At 73.0% G+C, this 25046-nt stretch carries 20 protein-coding genes; 6 read left to right on the top strand and 14 right to left on the bottom strand.

Annotated features, from left to right (window positions below; genetic code table 11):
- Positions 1–312: 312 nt before the first annotated feature.
- A complete protein-coding gene (locus tag AB0P07_RS30615) occupies positions 313–1320 on the bottom strand; it encodes a stage II sporulation protein M (protein ID WP_365556270.1) in 1008 nt (335 codons plus the stop codon).
- A gap of 126 nt (positions 1321–1446) precedes the next feature.
- Here AB0P07_RS30615 and AB0P07_RS30610 point away from each other — a divergent pair, with 126 nt between their 5' ends.
- Positions 1447–2379, top strand: coding sequence for an RDD family protein (locus AB0P07_RS30610; RefSeq protein ID WP_365556268.1), 933 nt, complete (start codon positions 1447–1449; stop codon positions 2377–2379).
- Between the two features lie 24 nt (positions 2380–2403).
- Here AB0P07_RS30610 and AB0P07_RS30605 read toward each other — a convergent pair whose 3' ends face one another.
- The 9 genes from AB0P07_RS30605 to AB0P07_RS30565 all read right to left on the bottom strand — a co-directional run bounded on the left by AB0P07_RS30605 (position 2404) and on the right by AB0P07_RS30565 (position 12524).
- On the bottom strand, positions 2404–3018 hold the full coding sequence (locus AB0P07_RS30605; protein ID WP_365556266.1) for a hypothetical protein: 615 nt from the start codon (positions 3016–3018) through the stop codon (positions 2404–2406).
- Between the two features lie 119 nt (positions 3019–3137).
- The gene (gene ahcY, locus AB0P07_RS30600; RefSeq protein ID WP_102932743.1) at positions 3138–4595 is read right to left on the bottom strand and encodes an adenosylhomocysteinase; all 1458 of its coding nucleotides are present in this window, start codon (positions 4593–4595) and stop codon (positions 3138–3140) included.
- A 279-nt stretch (positions 4596–4874) separates the two neighbouring features.
- Complete coding sequence (locus AB0P07_RS30595; RefSeq protein WP_365556263.1) at positions 4875–5855, bottom strand: cation diffusion facilitator family transporter; 981 nt, start codon at positions 5853–5855, stop codon at positions 4875–4877.
- A gap of 125 nt (positions 5856–5980) precedes the next feature.
- Positions 5981–7132: a mannose-6-phosphate isomerase, class I gene (gene manA / locus AB0P07_RS30590; protein WP_365556261.1), complete on the bottom strand. Its 1152-nt coding sequence runs from the start codon at positions 7130–7132 to the stop codon at positions 5981–5983.
- Between the two features lie 93 nt (positions 7133–7225).
- A complete protein-coding gene (locus AB0P07_RS30585) occupies positions 7226–8353 on the bottom strand; it encodes an SIS domain-containing protein (protein ID WP_365556259.1) in 1128 nt (375 codons plus the stop codon).
- Positions 8354–8440: 87 nt separating this feature from the next.
- Positions 8441–8611 carry a Trm112 family protein gene (locus AB0P07_RS30580; protein ID WP_365556257.1) on the bottom strand — a complete coding sequence of 57 codons (171 nt, stop codon included), beginning with the start codon at positions 8609–8611 and terminating at the stop codon, positions 8441–8443.
- Positions 8612–8887: 276 nt separating this feature from the next.
- Positions 8888–10252 (bottom strand): phosphomannomutase/phosphoglucomutase, encoded by a 1365-nt coding sequence (locus AB0P07_RS30575; RefSeq protein WP_365556255.1) that lies wholly within the window; start codon positions 10250–10252, stop codon positions 8888–8890.
- Between the two features lie 80 nt (positions 10253–10332).
- Complete coding sequence (locus AB0P07_RS30570) at positions 10333–11949, bottom strand: L-lactate permease (RefSeq protein WP_365556280.1); 1617 nt, start codon at positions 11947–11949, stop codon at positions 10333–10335.
- A 152-nt stretch (positions 11950–12101) separates the two neighbouring features.
- A complete protein-coding gene (locus tag AB0P07_RS30565) occupies positions 12102–12524 on the bottom strand; it encodes a DUF3499 domain-containing protein (RefSeq protein ID WP_046426284.1) in 423 nt (140 codons plus the stop codon).
- Positions 12525–12818: 294 nt separating this feature from the next.
- Here AB0P07_RS30565 and AB0P07_RS30560 point away from each other — a divergent pair, with 294 nt between their 5' ends.
- Complete coding sequence (locus AB0P07_RS30560; protein ID WP_365556278.1) at positions 12819–13271, top strand: metallopeptidase family protein; 453 nt, start codon at positions 12819–12821, stop codon at positions 13269–13271.
- 28 nt (positions 13272–13299) lie between these two features.
- On the opposite strand, the gene AB0P07_RS30555 is transcribed toward AB0P07_RS30560, so the two are convergent.
- The 3 genes from AB0P07_RS30555 to AB0P07_RS30545 all read right to left on the bottom strand — a co-directional run bounded on the left by AB0P07_RS30555 (position 13300) and on the right by AB0P07_RS30545 (position 19122).
- A complete protein-coding gene (locus AB0P07_RS30555) occupies positions 13300–14820 on the bottom strand; it encodes a DUF5719 family protein (RefSeq protein WP_365556253.1) in 1521 nt (506 codons plus the stop codon).
- On the bottom strand, positions 14817–18629 hold the full coding sequence (locus tag AB0P07_RS30550) for a glycosyltransferase (RefSeq protein ID WP_365556252.1): 3813 nt from the start codon (positions 18627–18629) through the stop codon (positions 14817–14819). Before AB0P07_RS30550 ends, AB0P07_RS30555 begins: the two co-directional genes overlap by 4 nt.
- Positions 18630–18858: 229 nt before the next feature.
- Positions 18859–19122, bottom strand: a complete 264-nt coding sequence (locus tag AB0P07_RS30545; RefSeq protein WP_003975777.1) for a WhiB family transcriptional regulator — start codon at positions 19120–19122, stop codon at positions 18859–18861.
- A gap of 687 nt (positions 19123–19809) precedes the next feature.
- Here AB0P07_RS30545 and AB0P07_RS30540 point away from each other — a divergent pair.
- The 4 genes from AB0P07_RS30540 (at position 19810) to AB0P07_RS30525 (ending at position 23726) form a co-directional block, all read left to right on the top strand.
- Positions 19810–20328 carry a cysteine dioxygenase family protein gene (locus tag AB0P07_RS30540; protein WP_365556250.1) on the top strand — a complete coding sequence of 173 codons (519 nt, stop codon included), beginning with the start codon at positions 19810–19812 and terminating at the stop codon, positions 20326–20328.
- Positions 20329–20372: 44 nt separating this feature from the next.
- Complete coding sequence (cofD, locus tag AB0P07_RS30535) at positions 20373–21356, top strand: 2-phospho-L-lactate transferase (RefSeq protein ID WP_186779251.1); 984 nt, start codon at positions 20373–20375, stop codon at positions 21354–21356.
- Complete coding sequence (locus AB0P07_RS30530) at positions 21353–22684, top strand: coenzyme F420-0:L-glutamate ligase (RefSeq protein ID WP_365556247.1); 1332 nt, start codon at positions 21353–21355, stop codon at positions 22682–22684. Before cofD ends, AB0P07_RS30530 begins: the two co-directional genes overlap by 4 nt.
- Positions 22685–22745: 61 nt before the next feature.
- Complete coding sequence (locus tag AB0P07_RS30525; RefSeq protein ID WP_365556245.1) at positions 22746–23726, top strand: DNA-3-methyladenine glycosylase 2 family protein; 981 nt, start codon at positions 22746–22748, stop codon at positions 23724–23726.
- Between the two features lie 204 nt (positions 23727–23930).
- Here AB0P07_RS30525 and AB0P07_RS30520 read toward each other — a convergent pair whose 3' ends face one another.
- A complete protein-coding gene (locus AB0P07_RS30520; RefSeq protein WP_365556243.1) occupies positions 23931–25013 on the bottom strand; it encodes an NDP-sugar synthase in 1083 nt (360 codons plus the stop codon).
- Positions 25014–25046 lie beyond the last annotated feature (33 nt).

The raw sequence follows: 25046 nt of genomic DNA, 5'->3' as shown, positions 1-25046 counted from the left end.
TCCGACTCTATCAGATCTTTCCGACCCGATTTCCTCGGTGCTTTCCAGGTTCCCGCTTTCGCGTTTCCCTTTCCGGCGGCTCCGACTTTATCAGAAGTTTCGGGGCGGTTTGACCGGCCGTTCGTTTCCGATTCATCGGAGGTTGCTTCGTCGAATTCGTTGATTCGGAGAAGCTGCTAGATGTTCACGGTTGCCCTCTGGGGTGAACCCGTCTGCAGGCAACTGTTCGAATCTACCTCCCCGCTCGCTCCGTGTCAACGGCTCTTGCGGGAACGAAGAGGACACTAGCAGCTTGCCGGGGTGGGATGCACATCAGGCGGCCGTCGGCACGGTGGCGCTGCGTTCGGCCGCTTCGACATCGCCCGTGTCGCCGGCGCGCACGGCGCGGCCGCCGAGGACGTAGACGTAGGCGAGGAAGGCCAGCTCGGCAACGACTCCGATGGTGATGCGGGCCCAGGTGGGCAGTCCGGACGGGGTGACGAACCCTTCGATGGCGCCGGAGACGAAGAGGACGAGGGCCAGCCCGACCGCCATGCCGATGGCCGCCCGGCCCTCTTCGGCGAGGGCTACGCGTCGGGTACGGGGTCCCGGGTCGACGAGGGTCCAGCCCAGCCGCAGGCCGGTGCCCGCGGCGACGAACACCGCTGTCAGTTCGAGCAGGCCGTGGGGCAGGACCAGGCCGAGGAAGGTGTCGAGGCGGCCGGCCGACGACATCAGGCCGAAGCCGACGCCGAGGTTGAGCATGTTCTGGAAGAGGATCCAGATGACCGGTAGCCCGAGGAAGACACCCAGGATGAGACAGAGCGCGGCGGCCCAGGCGTTGTTCGTCCATACCTGGGCCGCGAACGAGGCCGCCGGGTTGCTCGAGTAGTACGTCTCGTACTGGCCGCCCGGACGGGTGAGCTCGCGCAGTTCACTCGGTGCCGCGATGGTGGACTGCACCTCCGGGTGGGCGCCGATCCACCAGCCCAGGAGCGCGGCGACCGCGGTCGACAGGAGGGCGGTGGGGACCCACCAGTGGCGGGCCCGGTAGACGGCCGCCGGGAACTGCCGGGTCAGGAAGCGCGTTACGTCGCGCCAGGAGGCGCGCCGGGTGCCTGTCACGACACTGCGCGCGCGTGCCACCAGTTGGCTGAGCCGTCCGGTCAGCTGGGGGTCGGGTGCGCTGGACTGGATCAGGGAGAGGTGGGTCGCCGTGCGCTGGTAGAGGGCGACGAGTTCGTCGGTCTCGGCACCGGTCAGTCGGCGCCGGCGCCGGAGGAGGGCGTCGAGGCGGTCCCACTCCGCGCGGTGGGCGGAGACGAAGACGTCGAGGTCCATCGGTGTGCCTGCTCCTCGGCTATCGTCGGCGGCTCGTCGTGGATCAGCTTGTCGTACTGCGGCGCGGTGCGTCCTCAGCTTGGCAGACTGGCGGGGACGGGGGCATTCAGGGGAAGGGCGGCGGGCGTGAGTGAGCTGGTGACGGGCGAGGCGGTGGCGCTGGAGCTGCGTCCCGCACGGCTGCCCAGCAGGGCGCTGGCCGTCCTGCTCGACCTGGTGGTGACGGTGGCCGTCTACGTCGCGGTGACCATCGCGCTGGTGGCCTCGACCTCGTCCCTGGACGGGGCGGCGCAGACCGCCCTGACGATCGCGACCTTCGTCCTCGTCCTGGTGGGCGGGCCGATCGCCGTGGAGACGCTCAGTCACGGGCGGTCGCTCGGGAAGATGGCGTGCGGGCTGCGGGTGGTGCGGGACGACGGCGGACCCATCCGCTTCCGCCATGCGCTGGTGCGGGGCTTGATCGGGGTGATCGAGATCCTCATGACGTTCGGGGTGATCGCCTGTATCGCCTCGCTGGTGTCGGCGCGGGGGCGGCGGCTCGGTGACGTGTTCGCGGGCACGCTGGTCGTGCGGGAGAGGGTGCCGTTCTCGTCGGCGGGTTTCATGCCGCCGCCTCCGCCGTGGCTGGCGGGACGGTTCTCGGGGCTCGACCTGTCCGCGGTGCCCGACGACCTGTGGCTCGCCGTCCGTCAGTACCTGACGCGGGCGGGTCAGCTGGATCCACGCGTCGGCTGGGCCATGGCCGAGCGACTCGCCGCCGATGTGGCGGCCCGGACGGGTGCTCCGGTGCCGCGGGAGGTGCCGCCGCCCGCGTATCTGGCGGCAGTGCTGCAGGAACGGCAGGCACGGGAGGCCCGGCGGGCGTTCGGCGAGGCCTCGGCGGGCGGTCCTCCCGCCCCGGCGGCACCGAAGGTGCCGGTGTCTCCTGCGCCGGCTCTCCCGCCTTCGCCCGCACCGATCACCCCGCCGCCTGCGCCTTCGTCGGGCGGCTTGCCCGAGGTGTCGCGGGACGTGCCGTCGGACGGCCGCCGCGGGACCGGGTTCGTGCCGCCCGCGTAGGCGCGGTCAATCGTCCGGCGCTCCTCACGGGAAGACGGACGGTGGTGTCTCCAGGTCCTCCAGTTCGACACCGGGGGCCGCGACTACGACGTCGCCGGCGATGTGCACGGAGTACTGCTCGCCCGTGTCCAGGGCTGTGACCTGGTATTCGTCTACGACGAGCGGGCCGTTGTCAGTGGCGTGTGCTTCTCTGTTCAGCAAGGCCCAGGACTGGTCCACGGTGCGGGGGGCGAGGACCGGGTCGGTGAGGGCGACGAGGCGTAGGCGGGTGGCTGATGTGGAGGGGGTGAGACGCAGCAGACGGGTGACTGCGACGAGGAAGGCCGGGGAGGTGCCGGTGAAGGCATGGGCGCGCGCGTTGCCTTCGGTGGCGTGGACTCCGATGGGGTCGGTGCGGACCCAGGTGACGCCGTCGAGGGCGGCGCCGCGCACCTGCCAGTCGGCGGCGTGGAGTTCGAGGCGGAGGGGGCGGCCGAGTTCGTCGAGGGTGAGGTCGACGGAGCCGTGGTGGTCCCCGGCGGGGGTGGTCAGCTGTGAGACGTAGCGCCAGCCGGAGGGGCCGGGGGCGCATTGGAAGTGTTCTTCTGCGAGGGGGGTGTGGTCGTGCGGATCGTGGAGCGAATAACGGCCGCGGGGCATGGGTGTCCTGGGTGGTGACGGGCTGCTGGTCCGACCGCTGAGGCGGCAACGGGACAGGCCCCCGGCACGGGGGTGCGGGGGCCTGTCTCGTAGGCGAGGAGCCGTGGGAGCCGGTTGGCTCAGTAGCGGTAGTGGTCCGCCTTGTACGGGCCCTCGACCTTGACGCCGATGTACTCGGCCTGCTCCGGACGGAGCGTGGTCAGCTTGACGCCGAGGGAGTCGAGGTGGAGCCGGGCGACCTTCTCGTCGAGGTGCTTGGGAAGCACGTAGACGTCGGTCGGGTACGCGTCGGGCTTGGTGAACAGCTCGATCTGGGCCAGGGTCTGGTCCGCGAACGAGTTGGACATCACGAACGACGGGTGACCGGTGGCGTTGCCCAGGTTCAGCAGGCGGCCCTCGGAGAGGACGATGAGGACCTTGCCGTCGGGGTAGGTCCAGGTGTGGACCTGCGGCTTGACCTCGTCCTTGACGATGCCCGGGGTCTTGGCGAGGCCGGCCATGTCGATCTCGTTGTCGAAGTGGCCGATGTTGCCGACGATGGCCTGGTGCTTCATCTTGGCCATGTCCGAGGCCATGATGATGTCCTTGTTGCCGGTCGTGGTGACGAAGATGTCGGCCTTGTCGACGACCTCGTCCAGCGTGGTGACCTGGTAGCCGTCCATCGCCGCCTGCAGGGCGCAGATCGGGTCGATCTCGGTGATGATCACCCGGGCGCCCTGACCGCGCAGGGACTCCGCGCAGCCCTTGCCGACGTCGCCGTAGCCGCAGACGACGGCGGTCTTGCCGCCGATGAGGACGTCGGTGGCGCGGTTGATGCCGTCGATCAGGGAGTGGCGGCAGCCGTACTTGTTGTCGAACTTCGACTTGGTGACCGCGTCGTTTACGTTGATCGCCGGGAACAGCAGGGTGCCGTCGCGGTGCATCTCGTACAGGCGGTGGACGCCGGTCGTCGTCTCCTCGGTCACGCCGCGGATCTCGGATGCGAGCTGCGTCCACTTCTGCGGGCTCTCGCTGACCGTGCGGGTGAGGAGTTCGAGGATGACGCGGTGCTCGTCGGACTCGGCGGTGTCGACCGAGGGGACCTTGCCGTCCTTCTCGTACTCGACGCCCTTGTGGACGAGGAGGGTGGCGTCACCGCCGTCGTCCAGGATCATGTTCGGGCCGCCGGTGGGGGTGTTAGGCCAGGTCAGCGCCTGCTCCGTGCACCACCAGTACTCCTCCAGCGTCTCGCCCTTCCAGGCGAAGACCGGGACGCCCTGCGGGTTGTCGGGCGTGCCGTTCGGGCCGACGGCGATGGCGGCGGCCGCGTGGTCCTGGGTGGAGAAGATGTTGCAGGAGGCCCAGCGGACCTCGGCGCCCAGGGCGACCAGGGTCTCGATGAGCACCGCGGTCTGCACGGTCATGTGCAGGGAGCCGGTGACGCGGGCGCCGGCGAGCGGCTGGGCCTCGGCGTACTCCTTGCGGATCGCCATCAGGCCCGGCATCTCGTGCTCGGCGAGGGTGATCTCCTTGCGGCCGAACGCGGCCAGGGAGAGGTCGGCGACCTTGAAGTCCTGTCGGTTGTCGACAGTCGTCATTACGGGCTGCTCCTCGGGTTGGGTCGAGGTGGGTACGGCTGACCTGCGCGGCGGCGGACACAGGGTGCCCCGAAGAGGACACAGGCATGCCCGCGTACGCGCAGCGCAGTCCGTCGGAGGCCCTCTCTCCCTCGGCCGGTCCGTCCTGGACCGCCCGACCGCCATCAGCAGCGACGTCTGGCTCCGTCCCAAGCTACACCGCGGGCGCCCGCCGTCCCCAGTCCGTCTCCGAACACTTCCGGACGTTCACGCAGGGTGATGACGGGCGCCGGGCGGCGGTCAGTGGGCTGCGGACGGGGCGGTCGGGCCGCCGGGGGTCGCCTCGGGGTCGGGGCCCTTGGCGGCCTCGGCCTCGCTGTAGATGTCGGGTTCCAGGTAGATGACGCGGGCGATCGGGACCGCCTCGCGGATCCGCGACTCGGCGGCGTCGATGGCGGAGGCGATCTCCGTGGCCGTGCCGTCGTGGCGGACTGCGATCTTGGCAGCGACGAGCAGTTCCTCGGGTCCGAGGTGGAGGGTGCGCATGTGGATGATGCCGGTGACGGTGTCGCCGGCGACGGCCGCGGCCTGGATCTGCTGGACCACGTCGGCGCCGGCGGCCTCGCCGAGCAGCAGGGACTTGGTCTCGACGGCGAGGACCAGCGCGATCAGGATGAGCAGGATGCCGATGCACAGGGTGCCGATGCCGTCCCAGACGCCGTTGCCGGTGAGCAGGGCGAGGCCGACGCCGCCGAGGGCGAGGACCAGACCGACGAGGGCGCCGAGGTCCTCGAGGAGGACGACGGGCAACTCCGGGGCCTTGGCGTGGCGGATGAACTCCTTCCAGGACTTCTTGCCGCGCAGCGGGTTGGACTCCTTGACGGCGGTCCGGAAGGAGAAGCCCTCGGCGATGATCGCGAAGACCAGGACGCCCACCGGCCAGTACCAGTGCTCCAGTTCGTGCGGGTGCTTGATCTTCTCGTAGCCCTCGTAGAGGGCGAACATGCCGCCGACGGAGAAGAGCACGATGGAGACGAGGAAGGCGTAGATGTAGCGCTCGCGGCCGAAGCCGAAGGGGTGTTGCGGGGTGGCCTCGCGCTGGGCCCGCTTGCCGCCCAGCAGCAGCAGGCCCTGGTTGCCCGAGTCGGCGACGGAGTGCACGGACTCGGCGAGCATCGACGACGATCCGCTGAAGAGGAACGCCACGAATTTCGCCACCGCGATCGAGAGGTTGGCCAGCAGTGCCGCCACGATCGCCCTGGTACCGCCTGACGCGCTCATGTGTCGCGTTGTCCCTTCGCCTACGTCCGTGGCCGGCTTTGCCCCGCCTTTGCGGTGCGCCATTCTTGCAGCCCGTGCGAACCCCGACGTGCCGGATGCCCCGTCGTACGCCTCTCAGACCCGGGTCAGAGGCGCACGGTGGCCCGGAAGAGCGTGCCGGTTCCGGATACTTCGGCCTTTTCGTGCGCGGGGACGAAGACGGAGCGGCCGGGGGCCAGTTCGTGTTCGCCCGCCCGTACGGTCCCCGCCGTGCAGAGCAGGATCTGCGGGGTGGGCAGGGTGAGGTCGTGGGTGGCGAATCCCTCGGGCAGGACGTAGCGGGACAGACGGAACTCGTCGATCGGGGTGTCGTAGACCTCTTCGTCGTCGGGGGACGCCTCCGGGCGCAGGATGCCGGGGTCGCCGGCCTCGAAGCGGACGATGCGCAGGAGTTCGGGGACGTCGACGTGCTTGGGGGTGAGGCCGCAGCGCAGGACGTTGTCGGAGTTGGCCATGATCTCGACGCCTAGGCCGTTGAGGTAGGCGTGCGGGATGCCGGCGCCCAGGTACAGGGCCTCGCCGGGCTGGAGCCGGACGTGGTTGAGGAGCAGGGCGGCCAGGACGCCGGGGTCTCCCGGGTAGTGGTGGGCGATGTCGGCGTACGGCCGGTAGGCGCCGCCGAGACGGTCGCAGGCGGCCGCGGTCTCGGTGACCGTGCGGGACATCTCCTCGGGGTCGGCGGTGAGGATCGCGGTGAGGACCTCGCGCAGCGCGGCGTCCTCGGGGTGGGCGCGCAGCAGGTCGACGTACGGCTTGAGGGAGGCGACTCCGAGGCCGTCGAGCAGGTCGGCGGTCTCGGCCGGGGCGCGGAAGCCGCACAGGCCGTCGAAGTCGGTGAGGGCGCAGACCAGTTCGGGCTTGTGGTTGGCGTCCTTGTAGTTGCGGTGCGGAGCGTCCAGGGGGACACCGCGGCGTTCTTCGTCCTCGTAACCGGCCCTGGCCTGGGCGAGGTCGGGGTGGACCTGGAGGGAGAGCGGGGCGCCTGCGGCGAGGAGCTTGAGGAGGAAGGGCAGCCGGGGACCGAACTTGTCGACGGACGCGGCGCCCAGTTCCTTCTCGGGGTCGGCGTCGACGACCTCGGCGAGGGTGCCCCGGCCCGTTCGGGAGGGGGCACCCGGGTGGGCGCCCATCCACATCTCCGCCTGCGGTTCGCCGGTCGGCTCGGTCCCGAGCAGGGCCGGGATCGCGGTGGTGGAACCCCAGGCGTAGGGGCGGACGGTGTTGTCGAGGCGGTCCATGGGCTCTCTCTGCCGGTGCGTGCGCGGTGGTACGTGGGAGTCGTACCAGGACGTCGTACGGGGAGGTCGTACGGGGGTGATGGTGCGTACGGATCAGGCGCCCGAGGCGAGTGCCAGGTAAACGGCGGCGAAATCCGTGATGGCGATCAGTTCGGCGAGGGTGTCGAGTTCGCCGCCCTCTTCCGGTTCGAGTTCGCTGATCGGCGTGTCGTGGCCGAGGGCCAGCTCGCGGGCGTTGGGGGCGGCGGTGAGGCCGCCCGTGGGCCGGTCGCGCAGGAGCACCACGCGTGCGTGCAGGGCGGCCGGTTCCTCGACGCGGTCACGGAAGAAGTCGTCGGGGTCGGCGCCGGCGGCGAGTCGGCCGGCGAGCAGGGCGCTGTGCGCGGCGAGCGCCTCGGGCAGGTCCGCGACGACGGCGGGGGTGCCGGACAGTTCGGCGAGCGCGGCGGCGAAGCGGCGGCCCGCGGGCCCGGCGGAGGTGCCCTCGGTCCAGATGACGGGGAGGGAGTCGGCCAGTTCGGCCGCGAGGGTCTTGGCGGGATTGCTGTAGGTGACGATCGCGGGTCCGCAGCGTTCGGCGACGCGGTCGAGGCGGTCGGCGACCTTGTCGATGGCCTCGGGGGGCGCCTCGAGCAGCCCGGTGCGGTGCAGCAGCGCGAGTAGCGGGGTGAGCAGCGCCCACAGGACGCCTGGGGCGGCACCGGCGAGGGGCTCGTCGTGGTCGTAGGGGGCGGTCGCCATCGGGATGAACAGGCCGCGGGAGGCGCTCACCGCCTCGCTGAGCGGGGAGCGGGCGGGGGCGACGGCGACGACCGTGCAGCCGCGTCGGTAGGCCTGTTCGGCGAGCAGGGACAGGCCGGGCTCGGTGCCGTCGGGGGTGGCGATGAGCAGGAGGTCCACGGAGCCGGCCCAGCCGGGCAGTTCCCAGCGCAGGGCGCCCGCGGCGGGGGCCACGCCGGTGGGGGCGAGGCGGGTGACGGGGCTGCCGGCGCCGGCGAGGGTGCCGAGGAGGTCGGCGGCGTGGGTGGCGGCGGCGCCGGGCCCTGCGATCAGTACGGCGCGGGGGCGGCCGTCCGGCTTGAGGTTGCCGACGCCGGCCTCGGCGGCGTGCCGGGCGGCGGTGCGGACGCGGGCACCGGCCTCGGCGGCGCCGCGGAGCAGGCCGCGGCGGTCGGCCTCGGTGAGGCGCTCCGGGGCGTCGAGGAGCGATTCGTCGAGCATGGCGGCAGGTCTCCGATCGCCGGGGCGTTCGTTCGAATGCGCGGGTGCGCGGGGGCGTCGCCGGGTTGCCGGTCGCCTGGCCGGCGGTTACTCGGGGCGGCGGGCCTCGTCGACGAGGAGGACGGGGATGCCGTCGCGCACCGGGTACGCCAGGCCGCAGTCCTGGCCGGTGCAGATCAGCTCCGCGTCCCGCTCCTTGAGGGGGGCGTGGCAGGCGGGGCAGGCGAGGATCTCCAGGAGGCCGGCTTCGAGCGGCATGGGGGTTCCCTCCGGGGGTGGTGGGGCTTGTGTGGATGTGCTGGTCAGGGTACCGCCGCTGCTGGAGCCCGTGTCGGGGTTGTGCCGGCCGCTTCCCCGGCACCGGTGCGGGCCCCGGGGGCACGCGGGCCGGCACCGGCCGGGTGCCGCTGCGCCCACCCGTGCCGCCCTGGGGGCACCTCCCAGGCCGTTCGGGCACCGTTCAGGCACTGGGGGAGGCACGACCGCCCGCAGCCAGGGGCGGGCGGGAGGGGCGCGGCTGCCCAACGCCGGGGGCTAGGCCCTGATGATCGCCAGGGCCTCGTCGCGGACCTTCGTCATCGTCGTCTCGTCGCGGGCCTCCGCGTTCAGGCGGAGGAGGGGCTCGGTGTTGGAGGGGCGGACGTTGAACCACCAGTCGGCCGCCTGGACCGTGAGGCCGTCCAGGTCGTCCACGGTCACGTCGTCGCGGTCCTCGTACGCGGCCCGGATCGCGGCCAGGCGGGCCTGCTGGTCGGCGACGGTGGAGTTGATCTCGCCGGAGCCGGCGTAGCGGTCGTACGCGGCGACGAGAGCGGACAGCGGGCCGTCCTGCTCGCCGAGGGCGGCGAGGACGTGGAGGGCGGCCAGCATGCCGGTGTCGGCGTTCCAGAAGTCGCGGAAGTAGTAGTGGGCGGAGTGCTCGCCGCCGAAGATGGCGCCGGTCCTGGCCATCTCGGCCTTGATGAAGGAGTGGCCCACGCGCGTGCGTGCCGGTGTGCCGCCGTTCTCCCGCACGACCTCCGGGACGGACCAGGAGGTGATCAGGTTGTGGATGACGGTGCCCTTGCCGCCGTTGCGGGCCAGTTCGCGGGCGGCCACGAGAGCGGTGACGGCGGACGGGGAGACCGGGTCGCCGTTCTGGTCGACGACGAAGCAGCGGTCGGCGTCGCCGTCGAAGGCGAGGCCGAGGTCGGCGCCCTCCTCGCGGACGCACTGCTGGAGGTCGACGAGGTTGGCCGGGTCGAGGGGGTTGGCCTCGTGGTTGGGGAAGGTGCCGTCCAGTTCGAAGTACATCGGCACCAGGTCGAGGGGCAGGCCGGCGAAGACCGGGGGGACCGTGTGGCCGCCCATGCCGTTGCCCGCGTCGACGACGACCTTGAGGGGCCGGATGGCGGTGAGGTCGACCAGGGAGCGCAGATGGGCCGCGTAGTCGGCGAGGACATCGCGCCGGGTGACGGTGCCGGGGCGGGCGGACGGCTCCGGGGCGCCCACCTCGCTCCAGCGCTCCACCAGGGCGCGGATGTCGGCGAGGCCGGTGTCCTGGCCGACCGGGGCGGCGCCCGCGCGGCACAGCTTGATGCCGTTGTACCGGGCGGGGTTGTGCGAGGCGGTGAACATGGCGCCGGGCAGGTCGAGTGCGCCGGAGGCGTAGTACAGCTGGTCGGTGGAGCACAGGCCGATCTCGGTCACGTCGGCGCCGCGGGCCGCCGCCCCGCGTGCGAAGGCGCCGGACAGGCCGGGGGACGAGGGCCGCATGTCGTGGCCGACCACGAGGGCGCCCGCGCCGGTCAGCTCGGCGAAGGCCGCGCCGAACAGCTCGGCCAGCGGCTCGTCCCACTGGTCCGGGACGACACCGCGCACGTCGTACGCCTTCACGATCTGCGACAGATCAGCAGCCACGGCCAACCTTCCTGAAAGTCCTGTCGGAGCCCACAAACTACCCGTAGGGACCGGCGCACCGCCCGGAAGGTTCCCTCAGGTCAAGGCAGCATCCAGCCCAGGACGGCCGTGGACTGCCCGACCACGATCAGGCACATCACCAGCAGCAGGCCGAGGCTCCACGGCAGCACCTTGCGCAGCAGGTCGCCCTCGCGGCCCGCGAGCCCGACGGCGGCGCAGGCGATGGTGAGGTTCTGCGGGGAGATCATCTTGCCGAGGACGCCGCCGGAGCTGTTGGCGGCGGCGAGCAGTTCGGGCGAGAGGCCGGACTCCCGCGCGGCGGTCACCTGGAGGGCGCCGAAGAGCGCGTTGGCCGAGGTGTCGGAGCCGGAGACGGCGACGCCGAACCAGCCGAGCACCGGGGAGAGGAAGGCGAGTCCGGCCCCGGCCGCGGCGACGAAGTGGCCGATGGTGGCGGCCTGCCCGGAGAGGTTCATGACGTAGGCGAGGGCGAGGACCGAGGTGACGGTGAGGATCGCGAAGCGCAGTTCGCGCACGGTCGCGAGCCACTCCTTGAGCGCCACGCGCGCGTGCACGCCGAGCACGACGGCCGTGGCCACCCCCGCGAACAGCACGAGCGTGCCACCGGTGGAGAGGATCGGCCAGGAGAAGACGTTGCCGCCGACCGGGTTGCCCTCGGGGTCTGCCACGTCGAGGAACGGCCAGTCGTAGCTCTGGGTGGCCTGGGCCAGCCAGTCCTTGACCGCCGGGACCTGCGCCACGGAGAAGACGGCGACGATCAGCGCGTACGGCGCGTAGGCCCGCACCACCTCCCGCGGGGAGTCCTGCTCGTCCAGTTCCTCGCTGCGTACGCCGGTCAGGACGGAAGCCCGTACGGGCTCGGCGGCGGGTCGGCGGGAGTGCGGTACGGCGACCAGAGCGCCGGCGCCGATCAGCGCGGCGGCGATGTCGGCGAGCTGGGCGGAGACGTAGTTGGAGGCGACGAACTGGGCGACGGCGAAGGCGACCCCGCAGGCCAGCGCGGGGATCCAGGTCTCGCGCAGTCCGCGCCGCCCGTCGACCAGGGCGACGAGGAGCAGCGGTACGACGAGGGCGAGCAGGGGCGTCTGGCGGCCGACCACGGAGGCGACGTCGTCCAGCGGCAGCCCGGTGACCTGGGCCAGTGTCACCACGGGGGTGCCCATCGCGCCGAAGGCGACCGGCGCGGTGTTGGCGACCAGGGAGACGACGGCGGCGCGCACGGGGTCGAAGCCGAGGGCGACGAGCATGACGGAGCAGATCGCGACGGGTGCCCCGAACCCGGCGAGAGCCTCCAGGAGGGCGCCGAAGCAGAAGGCGACGACGAGGGCCTGGATGCGGGGGTCGTCGGACAGGCGGCCGAAGGAGCGGCGCAGGATGTCGAAGTGCCGGGTGCGGACGGTCATCCGGTAGACCCACAGGGCGTTCACGACGATCCACAAGATGGGGAAGAGGCCGAAAACCGCCCCCTGGACGGCGCTGGAGGCCGTCTGGTCCAGCGGCATGCCGTAGGCGAGCCAGGCCACCAGCACCGCGGCCAGCAGGCCGATGAGGCCCGCCAGGTGCGCCCTCATGCGGACGCCGCCCAACAGGACGAGGACGATCACCAGTGGCAGGGCCGCCACCAGGGCGGACAGGCCGAGCGAACCGGCGACGGGTTCCAGTTCCTGCACGTACACGGACGCCTCCCCGGATTCCGCCACGCGAAAGCGATTTCTCATGGCTTCCGGAATGGTCGTGTCCGCGACAACAAGGCGTCAATGGGTGTGCAGCAACGGACGTGATCGAGACCACGGGAAGTGCGGCGCGGGAAGAGGGGTGCGAGCGGGGCTCAGTTGTCCGGCGAGCGCAGCACGCGCAGGTGACCGCGGCGCGCGACCTCCATCGGGTCGGCCGCGCGTGCGCCGCCGCCCGCCTCGGCCGCCCGCTCCTGGGGCCGGGCCGCCTCGCGCACCGCGTTGGCGAGCGCTTCCAGGTCGTCGCCGCTGGGGCGGGCCGGGGCCGATCCGTCGAGCAGGCGGACGACCTCCCAGCCGCGCGGGGCGGTGAGGCGCTCGGAGTGCTCGGCGCACAGGTCGTAGCAGTGGGGTTCGGCGTAGGTGGCGAGCGGGCCGAGGACCGCGGTCGAGTCGGCGTAGACGTACGTCAGCGTCGCGACGGCGGGACGGCCGCAGGCGGTGCGCGAACAGCGACGTACAGGGCTCACGATGTTGGACGGTACCGCACTCTTGAGCGGGCCGCGACGACTCTCCACCAGGTCACACCCCCGTGTCGTGGCGTGAAACGTCCTACGGCCCTTCCGTACAACCCCGTTCGACCTGCGTGGACGCCGGTCTTGAGGAGCTCGCGCGGATCCGAAAGCGGTCACGACCCGATACAAACAATGACATTTGCCCTGAGTTCCGCGGTCACGGAGAGATACCGAATTGAGCCCAACCTTGGCTGGAATGGTCATCCAGCGACAGGTCGTGTGGGCCGCCGGCACGTGGCCCGCCGAGCGTGTGCGGGCCGGGCGCTCCACCCCGGCGGGGACTACCCTTCACCAGTGATGGACAACCCCGTGACGCCCCGTGATGCCGGCCGCCCGGGCCCTCGCCGTCGTGATCGCCACGGTCGGGGCATGCGCGGCCCGGTCGCTCCCCCGCAGGTGCCCCTCGCCGCGAGCCGCGGCGAGGTCTTCGCCGACCTGGTGCAGGATTCCGTGGAGCGGCTGGAGCGGCGGTGGCCGCAGCTCGCCGACGTCGACTTCCTCGTCCTCGACGTGCCGCGGCCGGCCGCGGCCGGGGACGCGTGGAACGACGAGGCGGTTCCGCTCGGGGGCGCGGTGCCCTCCCGGGACGGGCGGCGGGGGCGGGTGGTCGTCTACCGGCGGCCGGTGGAGATCCGGACCAAGGGGCGCGACGAGCGGGCGCTGCTGGTGCACGAGGTCGTCGTCGAGCAGGTCGCGGAGCTGCTGGGGCTCGCCCCGGAGACGGTGGATCCCCGGTACGGGGAGGACTGAGCGGCGGGGGCCCGGTCGCCCCCGGCCACTACTTCTGCAGGACCGACAGGTCCTCGTCCGCGTTGGGCACCGAGACCATGCCCCGGTCGTCGGGGAGGCTCTGGACGGTGAAGGACGCCACGTCGTCGTCGGACCCCGTCAGAGTGCGCGAGGCGTAGACCGGGCCGCCCGAGACGGTCTCGACGGTCAGCGCGTAGGAACCCTTGAGTCCCGCGGGCACCGGCGCGTCGACGTTCTGGGTCGTGCCGGCCTTCAGCGTGTACGTCTTGGTCGCCGTCGTGCCGCCCTCGGTGCCCGTCGAGGCCGTGACCTTGACCTTCGCCGCCGCTTCGGGTGCGGACAGGGCCAGGGTGGTGCTCTTGGCGCGGTTGTCCGCGGCCGTCGCGCGCGCACCGACCGGGTCGGAGGCCGGGATGAACGCGGACTCCTGCTCGTCGCCCTTGCCCCGCACTACCCGGACCGCGGCCACGACCGGCACGGACCGGTCCGTAGGCGTGAGCACCAGCGAGCCCGCCTCGCCGCGCGTGACCTCGCCGAGGTCGACGCCGGTCGTCATACCGGCCTTGACGTGCACGGTCTCGTGGCCGGCGGGCGTGATCAGCCCGGTCGGCGAGGCGAGTCGCACCTTCAGGTCGGCGTCGGTGCCGCCGGGCGTGAACAGCACCAGGCGTACGGCGGTGGCGTCCTTCGGGATGCCCGGCACGACCAGGTCGCTCGCCGGGTCCGCGGCCGCGGTCAGCCAGTCGCCGCCGGTCTTGTCGTCCAGGGCCTGCACCGCGGCGCCGAGCCGGCCGCTGCGCACGCCGACGTGCACGGTCAGGTCGGTCTGCCGCACGTCGCTGAGGGTCGACAGCAGCAGGGACTCCGTGGCGTGCGGCGGCACCGTGACGCCCTCGCCCACCGTGGACTTCAGGGCGCCGTCCTTGCCGTACAGCTCGATGTCGACGACGGCCGCCGAGTCGTCGGGGTTGGTCAGGTGCACGTAGTCGGTGCGGCCGGTCGCGGTGCTGGCGCCCGGGAACCAGAACTCCGTGTCCGGAGCGGTGCAGTTGACGCCCTGCAGTCCCCGGCCCGTCCCGGCGGCGACCTCCGTCGTCTGCTGGACCGTCCAGCCGGGCGCGCTGCCGCCCTCGGCGGTGCCGATCAGGGCGGGGGTTTCGGCGCCGGTGGTCTTCCCGGTGACGGGCGTGCCGGGCGCCTTGGGCTGGACGACCGGCTTCTCCGCCTTCTGGTCCCTGTCGCCCTTCTCGTCCTTGTCGTCGCCCTTGCCGCCGGCCTCGGTGGCGTCGCCCGACTCCGCCGCCACGAGCGCGGCGCCGCCCTTCTCGTCGGCACCCTTCGTGACGGGCGTGAAGGACGTGTACGCCGTCTCGGCGAGGTCGGAGGTGCTGGGTGCCGGGCACAGCAGGCTGGTGCGCTCCACGGGCAGCCGGGCGGCCGGCGCCGCGGTGTCCGGGCCGGAGTCGTCCGGGGCGGAGACCGCGGCGAACCCGGTGACGGCGGCGAGCGCGGTCGCGCAGGCGATCAGGGACAGGGTCGTGCGCTTCACTGCTGGCTCCCGTCGGGGCGCTCACTGCCCGTGCCGTGCGGCTGCTGGGGCTGGGAAGGGTCGTACGGCGTGTCGTAGCCGCCCTGGCCGTACGCCTGGTCGAACGCGGGGTTGTACCCGGCCTCCTGACCTTGCGTCGGGTCGCCGTACGCGTAGGGGTCGTACTGGCCGCCCGTCCCGTACTGCGCGCCCTGGCCGCCGGGGCCGCCCTGGTAGGCGTCCTGCTGGTACGGGCCCCCCTGGTAGGGCTGCTGCCGCCCGTAGTCGGCGGGGTCGTACTGCTGGGCGCCCTGGTACTGCTCGCCGCCGTAGCCGCCGTCGTAGGAGCCGTACTCGGTGCCGGTGTACCCCGTCGTGTCCCACGCGTCGTACGCCTGCTGCTGCGGGACCGTCACGGGGGCCGCCGCGGGCGGCTCGGGAACCTCGGGCGCCTGGGGCGCGTCGTCCGCTGTCCCGGGGCCCGGCTCCACGCCTGCTCCGGTTCCGGCGTCAGATTCCGCCGCCTCCGCCTCGGCCTGGGCGCGCAGGCGCCGTGCCCGGCGTCCCTCGCCCTCGGCCGCCTGGGCGGGGACGAGCTGCTCGTCGGGCAGGTCGTCGTCGACGTCGCGGCGTCTGCCGGGCAGGGCGAGCACGACGAGGACGACGCCGAGGAGTCCCTGGGCCCACATCCAGGCCGTGTGCGTGAACGGGGCGTCGTAGGTGACGTCCAGCCGGCCGCCGGAGGCGGGGAGTTCGAAGCCCTGGGCCCAGCCGTCGACCGTGGTGCGGGTGAGGGACTTTCCGTCCAGTGTCGCCGTCCAGCCCTCGGCCGCGGTGTCGGCGAGGCGCAGCACCCGGCCGTCGGGGCCGGCCTTGACGTCGGTGTGGATCTCGACGGGCCCGGCCGCCACGGGCTCGGGCTCGCCGGCACCGGACTTCCCGGCACCGGACTTCTCGCCGGGCACGACGGTCGCGCGCGCGACCTCCTGGTTCACCCGCCACAGTCCGCTGCCGTCCTGCTGACTGAGCCTGCTCAGTCCGGGCGTGGCGTCCAGGACGCGGGTGACCTCGCGCGGCGCTCCCTTGTGCACGAGCACGTAGCGCACGGCGAATCCGCCGAGCTGGTCGGCCTGGTCGGCGCCGGAGCCGGCCACGAGGTTGGCGACGACCTTGTCGAGGGTGCTGTTCCCGCCGTCGCCGGAGGCCAGTTCGCCGTCGCCGAGACGGGCGCCGGAGCCGCGCACCAGCATGTAGCTCACGTGCGCGGACGAGTCGCTGTCGAGGACGAGGGTGCGGGCCTGGTCGCGGGTGTGGCTCTCCTCGGCGACGAACGCGGGCACCTGCACGGGGTCGCGTCGCTCCACGGGGCCGGCGGCGCCGCCGATCATCCAGCCGACGGCGGCGATCAGCGGGCCGAGGGCCGAGGCGAGGGCGATCAGGGCGGCGACGGGCTGGCGCCAGCCGAAGCTCTGCTCGGCCACGCGGTAGCGCGCGCCGTCGGCGCCGAGGGCCGCGGCGGACAGCAGGGCGATGCCGTAGACGAGGGTGGCGGGGCCGGCCCAGGCGGAGCGGTTGGACAGGACCGAGAAGACGAGGGCGACCAGGGCGACGGCCCAGGCCGTCCGGACGGCCAACTGCCGCTCGGAGCGCAGCAGTGCCGCCAGCGCGGCCAGCACGACGCCGATGAGGAACAGCCCGCCCACCGTGCCCGGACCGCCGGGGCTGGCGCCGAGCAGGTCGAGCGCGGAGGCGGCCGACGAGCCGTACGCGAGCCCGGCCTCGCCGAAGAAGCCGAACGGCAGCAGCGACAGCGACCACGGGGCGAGCAGCAGCAGCGGGGTGCCGAGCTGGGCGAGGAAGCGCGGTCCGTACGCCGTGATCTCGCCGCGGCGCAGGGCGAGCACCCCGAGGCCGAGGACCAGCGCGACCGGCCACACCACGGGCGTGAAGGCGGTGGTGATCGTCAGCAGCAGGGCGTACGCCCAGGTGGCGCGCCAGCTGCCGCGAGCGCCGGAGGAGCCCGTCAGGCCGGCCGCCGCGACGCCCGCGCGCGCGATCAGCGGCAGCAGTACGGCGAGGACGGCGGTGCCGATGCGGCCGCCGGCGAGGGCGCCGGTGGCGGCGGGCAGGAAGGCGTAGGCGACGGCGGCCCAGGCGCGCAGCAGCCGGGACGGGACCAGCGGGCGGGAGGCGAAGTACGCGGTGGCGCCCGCCAGGGGCACCGAGCAGACCAGCAGCAGGGTGACGGCGAGTCCGGTGGACCCGAGCAGGACGGAGGCGAGCGTGGCGAGGATCGCGAGGTAGGGCGGCGCGGAGGCGGTGCCGCCGGTGCCGACCGTGTGCCAGGCGTCCATGTACCGCGACCACAGCTCGCCGGCGCCGGCGGGGGCGGGCAGCAGCGCGCCGCCCGCCAGGGCGCCGCCGCCGAGGAGCGCACGGCAGGCGACCAGGGAGACGAGCAGCAGCACCAGGAAGAGCACCGGTCCGGGTTTGCGGGCGATGCGCTTGAGGCGGGCGAACTGCTCGATCTCCAGGAAGTCGGCGTCGTCGCCGCCGGGTCCGGACTCGATGCCGCCGCCGTGCCGTCCGGCACCCGCTGCGGCGTCGGCGTCGGAACCGCCGAAGAGATCGCCCGCGACCTGCTCGACGGTGGCGCGGACGGTCGCGCCGGGCGGCGGGAACAGGGGCCGCAGTTCGTCCTTCTCGACCTGCGGGCGCCCGCGTTCGCGCCGGCCGGCGAGGATCCGCTCCGGTCGCAGCAGGACGCCCAGCAGGCCCCGGATCTCGTCGAGGGCCTGGCCGGGCACCTTGCCGACCAGGTAGGCGAGGGTCCGCAGCAGGGTGCCGAGGACGATGCGCAGCAGCACCCAGGGCAGGGCGGCGGTGCGGACGTTGACCAGGAGGGTGTGGACGGCGCCGGCCTTGTCCACCTTGTGCGGCGAGGCGGTGGTGCGGCCCGCGCAGTCGACGGCGCGGCGCTCGCGCGAGGCCGCCTCGGCGTGGCGGACGACCGCCTCGGGGGCGACGAGGACGCGCATTCCGGCGGCGTGCGCGCGCCAGCACAGGTCGACGTCGTCGCGCATCAGGGGCAGCCGGCGGTCGAATCCGCCGAGCCGCTCGAAGACGTCGCGCCGGATCAGCATGCCGGCGGTGGACACGGACAGCACGGTGCGGACGTGGTCGTGCTGGCCCTGGTCCTGCTCGCGGCGGTCCAGGCCGGTCCAGCGGCGGCCGGAGTTGGCGATGGAGACGCCGACCTCGAGCAGCTGGCGGCGGTCGTACCAGCCGCGGAGCTTGGGTCCGACGACGGCGACGTCGTCGCGGCCGAGTTCGTACTCGGTGTCGACGACGCGCAGCAGTTGGGCGAGCGCGTCCGGTTCGGGAGCGCAGTCGTCGTGCAGCAGCCACAGCCACTGGACCGGCTCTCCGTGGGGCAGCTCCGGCAGGTCGTAGGCGTCGTCGCGCCAGCTGCGCGTGACGGGGTCCCAGCCGCTGGGCCGCTTCAGGTACGGCAGGTCCTCGGGGGCGAGGACCGGGGCGGTGCGGGCGGCCTCCTCGACGGCCTGGCCGAAGCCGGTGCGCCGGGCGAGGTGGAGCACGCGGTCGTCGCCGAGAGCGTCGGCGACCAGCCGGGAGGAGTCGTCGGCGCTGCCGGTGTCGGCGGCCACGGCGTACTGGACGGGGCGCTCCTGGCCGAGCAGCCCGGCGAGCGCGTCGGGCAGCCAGCGGGCTCCGTCGTGGGCGACGAGGACCGCGGTCACCACGTGACGCGGGAACTCAGGTGGGGCAGCGAGGTCTTGCTGGGCTGCCGTGTGACTCTGCACGGACATCGAGGTACGGGCCCCGGTTCGGTGGACTGCGGTGGACGCCCATGCCTGTTGGAGGTGGCGGGGCGTCTCGGACGAGCGCCCACACTATCGGCTGGACACAGGGGCGGCCCGCCGCCTGTGGACAACCCACCGGCGACGGGCCGTCACCACTGCTCGGGCCGTCTGCACCGACCGTCCGCGCGGGCCGTTCTGTCGCCGTGTCAGGCGGTCGGTGCCCAGACCTCGGTGCTCAGACCGCGGCCTTCTTCAGGCGGCGGCGCTCTCTCTCGGACAGGCCGCCCCAGATGCCGAAACGCTCGTCATTGGCAAGGGCGTACTCGAGGCATTCGGAGCGGACCTCGCAGGCGAGGCAGACCTTCTTGGCCTCGCGGGTGGAGCCGCCCTTCTCGGGGAAGAAGGACTCGGGGTCGGTCTGGGCGCACAGTGCGCGCTCCTGCCAGCCGAGCTCCTCGTCCGCGTCGTCGACCAGCAGTTGCTGCACCAGCTCGGTCATGTGCGCCCCTCGTCCGTCTTTCGCGTCCCCGTGATCCAGCCGTTACCGATTCCGGCTGAACGACACGAGTGAAATTACAAGTGTGCTGCTCCGGGCGAGTCAAGCCGAGATCTGCTATTAGGCCCCTTATTCACTCTGCGGAACCAAGGCCATGCAGTAAGTGTTCAAATCGCCATAAACCTTGACATACCAAAGGAGCTTGCCGGGGAGCCCGTCCCGTCCAACATCTGCACCAGGAAGGACGCCCCGGCGATCGATCCCGTTCCGATACACGCGCCGAAGCGAACCTGATCACATTCGGATCACGGGATCGCAACGGGGGTTGTGCGCCCGGCTTGTGCGCCATGTGTCCCGGAAGCCGTATGAGCAAACCTTTCGGCAGCGCGATCAACCGGATGAGGTGAAACATGTCCCACATAACGGGCATCGAGTTGACACTGCTGGTGTGAACCGCTGTCCTTGTGGGCATGCTCGCGAACTTGGCGCTCGCCTCGACCCGCACCGCCGGGTCCCACGGTGCTGCCCGCGCTCGCTGTAGCTGTTGCCGCTGTTCCAGCTGTTGAGCCGACCGCGCTCCAGCTGTCCCCGAGTCCACGCGACTCGACTGTTCCGTTACCGCCCCACCAGGGCGTTCTTCGTCATTCGCTCCGCTCCGCCGCTCTCTTCCCGCCGAGGAACCACGCACCCATGAACAGCGACAGCGACCTCCAGATCGCCGGCGACATCCTCGAAGTCCCCCACCTCCTGCAGCCTCCGCGCGAGCACCCGGCCACCGTCGCCGAGTTCGCCGGTCTCCTCCGCTCCCTCGCCGCCGACCGCACCGCGTGGGAGCACCTCGTCCGGTACGACGCGACGACCCGCTGGTACCACCGGCTGCGCACCGGCCCCGGGTACGAGGTCTGGCTGCTGTCCTGGGTGCCGGGACAGGGCAGCGGACGCCACGACCACGGCCCCTCCTCCGGCGTGTGGACGGTCCTGGAGGGCACGCTCACCGAGCACACGGACCGCGGCACGCGCGCGTTGCGGGCCGGTACGCAGCGCGTGTTCGCGCCGGGCCACGTGCACGAGGTGGTCAACGACGCGCTGGAGCCGGCGGTCAGCCTGCACGTCTACCACCCGGGCCTGACCGAGATGCCGATGCACTCCCCGCGGTGCTCGGCCGCGGCCGGGCAGAACACCGGCACCGTCGCCGCACCGGCACGGTGACGACTGGTCGACGCACTGTCGTACCCGCCTGCAAGACTGGGCCCATGCGCATTGTGGTTCTGGCAGGCGGCATCGGCGGTGCCCGGTTCCTGCGTGGTCTGAAGCAGGCCGCGCCGGACGCGGACATCACGGTCATCGGCAACACCGGGGACGACATCCACCTCTTCGGGCTGAAGGTGTGCCCGGACCTCGACACGGTGATGTACACGCTCGGCGGCGGCATCAACGAGGAGCAGGGCTGGGGACGGGCCGACGAGACCTTCCACCTCAAGGAGGAGCTCGCGGCATACGGCGTCGGGCCCGAGTGGTTCGGGCTGGGCGACCGCGACTTCGCCACGCACATCGTGCGGACCCAGATGATCACTGCGGGCTTTCCGCTGAGCGCGGTGACCGAGGCGCTGTGCGACCGCTGGAAGCCCGGGGTGCGGCTCATCCCGATGACCGACGACCGCGTGGAGACGCACGTGGCGGTGACCTTGCCCGACAGCGGCTCCGCCGCGGGGTCCGGCGAGCGCAAGGCGGTCCACTTCCAGGAGTACTGGGTGCGGCTGCGCGCCTCCGTCCCCGCCGAGGCGGTCGTGCCGGTCGGCGCCGAGCAGGCCAAGCCCGCGCCGGGCGTCCTGGAGGCCATCGCGGAGGCGGACGTCATCCTCTTCCCGCCCTCCAACCCGGTCGTCTCCGTCGGCACGATCCTCGCCGTGCCCGGCATCCGGGAGGCGATCGCCGAGGCCGGGGTGCCGGTGGTGGGCCTGTCCCCCATCGTCGGCGACGCGCCCGTGCGCGGGATGGCCGACAAGGTGCTCGCCGCGGTCGGCGTGGAGTCCACGGCCGCCGCGGTCGCCGAGCACTACGGCTCGGGGCTGCTCGACGGCTGGCTGGTCGACACGGTCGACGCCGGCTCCGTCACGCGCGTGAAGGCCGCCGGGATCCTCTGCCGCGCCGTACCGCTGATGATGACCGACCTCGACGCCACGGCGCAGATGGCCCGGGAGGCGCTGACGCTGGCGGAGGAGGTGAGGGAGGCGTGAGCGACGAGACGCGCGACGGCGCTTTCGGTCATCGGGACGGCTACCGGGTGTGGGCCCTGCCGGGGCTGCCCGAGGTGCGGCCCGGCGACGACCTGGCCAAGCTCGTCGCGGCCGCCGAGCCCGGGCTGGCCGACGGGGACGTGCTGCTCGTCACCTCCAAGATCGTGTCCAAGGCCGAGGGCCGGATCGTCGAGGCCGCCGACCGGGAGGCCGCGATCGACGCCGAGACGGTGCGGGTGGTCGCCCGGCGGGGCACGCTGCGCATCGTCGAGAACCGTCTGGGCCTGGTCATGGCGGCGGCCGGCGTCGACGCCTCCAACACCCCGCAAGGGACCGTACTGCTGCTCCCCGAGGACCCCGACGCCTCCGCGCGCGGCATCCGCGAGGGGCTGCGCGACACGCTCGGCGTGGACGTCGGCGTGATCGTCACCGACACCGTCGGGCGGCCCTGGCGGTCCGGGCTCACCGACATGGCGATCGGCGCCGCGGGCGTCCGCGTCCTCGACGACCTGCGCGGCGGCACGGACGCGTACGGCAATCCGCTCAGCACCACCGTCGTCGCCACCGCCGACGAGCTGGCCGCCGCGGGCGACCTGGTCAAGGGCAAGGCCGCCGGTCTGCCCGTCGCCGTCGTACGCGGGCTGCCGCAGGTGGTCGCCGAGGACGACGGCGAGGGCGCACGGGCGATGGTGCGCGGTGCGCGCGGCGACATGTTCCGCCTCGGCACCTCGGAGGCGGTGCGGCAGGCGGTCACGCAGCGGCGTACGGTACGGGCCTTCACGGACGAGCCGGTCGACCCCGGCGCCGTGCGCCGGGCGGTGGCCGCCGCCGTGACCGCACCGGCGCCGCACCACACGACGCCGTGGCGGTTCGTGCTCCTGGAGTCGGCGGACTCCCGCACCCGGCTGCTCGACGCGATGCGGGACGCCTGGATCGCGGACCTGCGGCGCGACGGCAAGAGCGAGGAGTCCGTCGCCAAGCGCGTGCGACGCGGCGACGTCCTGCGCAACGCGCCCTACCTCGTCGTGCCCTGCCTGGTCATGGACGGCTCGCACACCTACGGGGACGCGCGGCGCGACGGGGCCGAGCGGGAGATGTTCGTGGTCGCCACCGGCGCGGGCGTGCAGAACCTGCTCGTCGCGCTGGCCGGGGAGCGGCTGGGTTCCGCGTGGGTGTCCTCGACGATGTTCTGCCGGGACGTCGTACGGGAGGTGCTGGGGCTGCCGGGCGACTGGGACCCGATGGGCGCGGTGGCGGTCGGGCATCCGGCCGAGGAGCCGAAGGCGCGGCCGGAGCGGGACGCGGGGGCGTTCATCGAGGTGCGGTAGCCCTCTACCCTCGTAGGGGCTCTCCCTCGGCTCTCGTACGGCTCTCCCAAGGATCACGCTCGTGGCAGGACGTTTCGCTCCCCGGCCCCCTCGCGCCACCGTGCGCGGCGGGATACCCCGGCAGGCGCCCGCGCCGGGCCGGGTGCGGGTGTGGGTGCCTAACGGGCCGCTGGAGCTGGGGCTGGTGCTCGGGCCGCTGCGGCGCGGGCCGGGCGATCCGACGTTCCGGACGATGCCGGACGGGTCGGTGTGGCGGGCCAGCCGGACGCCCGCCGGGCCGGGCACCCTGCGGGTCACCGCGCGCGGCGGTGAGGTGCGGGGCGAGGCCTGGGGACCGGGCGCCGAGTGGCTGCTGGAGGAGTTGCCGCGGCTGCTGGGCGCCGAGGACGACCCGTCCGCGTTCGTGCCGCGGCACCGGCTGCTGGCGGTCACCGCGCATCGGCGTCCGGGGCTGCGGCTGGGACGGACCGGGCTGGTACTGGAGTCGTTGATCCCCTCGGTCCTGGAGCAGAAGGTCACGACGCTGGAGGCGTACCAGGCGTGGCGGCTGCTCGTGCGGAAGTTCGGCGAGCCGGCGCCGGGGCCCGCGCCCGGGCGGATGTGCGTGATGCCGACGGCGCGGACGTGGGCGATGATCCCGTCCTGGGAGTGGCACCTGGCCGGGGTGGACGACAAACGGGCGTCGACGATCCTGCGGGCCGTGCGGGTCGCCGCGCGGCTGGAGGAGGCGGCGGGGATGGAGCCGGCGGCCGCGCGGGAGCGGCTGGAGGTTCTGCCAGGGGTGGGGCCGTGGACGTCGGCGGAGACCGTGCAGCGCAGTCATGGGGCGCCGGACGCGGTGACGGTGGGGGATCTGCACCTGCCGGGGATCGTGGGGTTCGCGCTCGGCGGGGACCGGTATGCGGATGACGCGGAGATGCTGCGGTTGCTGGAGCCGTACGCGGGGCAGCGGCATCGGGCGGCTCGGTTGGTGCTGCTGAGTGGGCGGGTGCCGGCGAGGCGGGCGCCGCGGATGGCTCCGCGGGGGATTGAGCGGTTGTAGGGGGCCGGGGTTCGCTGGTCGGCCGGGGTGCGGGCTTGCTGGGGTGCGCAGCCCGGCGCTGACGGGGTGCCGCCTGCGCCCACCCGTGCCGCCCCAGCGGCACGACTGCCCGCAGGTACGGCGGCACGGCGACTGCCACAGGTACGGCGGCACGGCGACTGCCCGCAGGTACGGCGGCACGGCGACTGGCTGCGGCTGAGGCGGCTAGGTGTCCGAGGAGAAGCGGAGGGCTGCCGGGGGGATCTGGGCGTCGCACCAGATTCGGGCGCCGGAGCGGAGTTCGTTGTCGGCGCCGATGACCGCGCCGTCGCCGATGACCGTGTCGGCGAGGACCGAGCGGGTGCCGACACGGGCACCCGTGCCGATGAGGGAGTCGGTGATGAGGACGCCCGGCTCGATGACGGCGCCCGGCAGGATCGTGCTGCCGAAGACGCGCGCCCCCTCCGCCACGAAGGCGCCCTCGCCGACCACCGTGCCGCCGGCCAGCTTGGCGTCGGGCGCGACCTGTGCCGTGGGCAGGACGAGGCGGTCCCCGCAGCGGCCCGGTATCGCCGGGGACGGGGCACGGCCCAGGACCAGGTCGGCCGAGCCGCGTACGAAGGCCGCCGGGGTGCCGAGGTCCAGCCAGTAGGTGGAGTCGACCATGCCCTGGAGGTGGGCGCCGGTGGCGAGGAGCTCGGGGAAGGTCTCGCGTTCGACCGAGACGGGGCGCCCCGCCGGGATCGTGTCGATGACCGAGCGGCGGAAGACGTACGCGCCCGCGTTGATCTGGTCGGTGACGATCTCCTCGGGGGTCTGCGGCTTCTCCAGGAAGGCGAGCACCCGGCCCGCGTCGTCGGTGGGGACCAGACCGTAGGCCCTCGGGTCCGTGACCTTGGTCAGGTGCAGGGAGACGTCCGCGCCCGTCGTCTCGTGGCTGCGGACCAGCGCGCCGATGTCCAGGCCCGTCAGGATGTCGCCGTTGAAGATCAGCACCGGCTCGTCGGGGCCGGAGTGCAGCCGGGACGCCACGTTGCGGATCGCGCCGCCCGTGCCGAGCGGCTCCTCCTCCGTGACGTACTCGAGGTGCAGGCCCAGCGCCGAGCCGTCGCCGAAGTACGGCTCGAAGACCTCGGCCAGGTAGCTGGTCGCGAGCACGATGTGCTCGACGCCGGCCGCCTTGGCCCGCGCCAGCTGATGCGTGAGGAACGGCACTCCGGCAGCCCGGACCATGGGCTTGGGCGTGTTCACCGTGAGCGGGCGAAGCCGCGTGCCCTTGCCGCCGACCAGGAGGATCGCTTCTGTCACCTGTCGTCTCTGCTTCCTGCCGGGACCGGCCGA

Origin of the sequence: Streptomyces sp. NPDC085944 (assembly GCF_040686295.1) — a bacterium.
Taxonomy (GTDB): Bacteria; Actinomycetota; Actinomycetes; order Streptomycetales; family Streptomycetaceae; genus Streptomyces; species Streptomyces salinarius.
The sequence above is the reverse complement of the archived record's forward strand: the minus strand, read 5'-3'. Positions and strand labels throughout refer to the sequence as shown.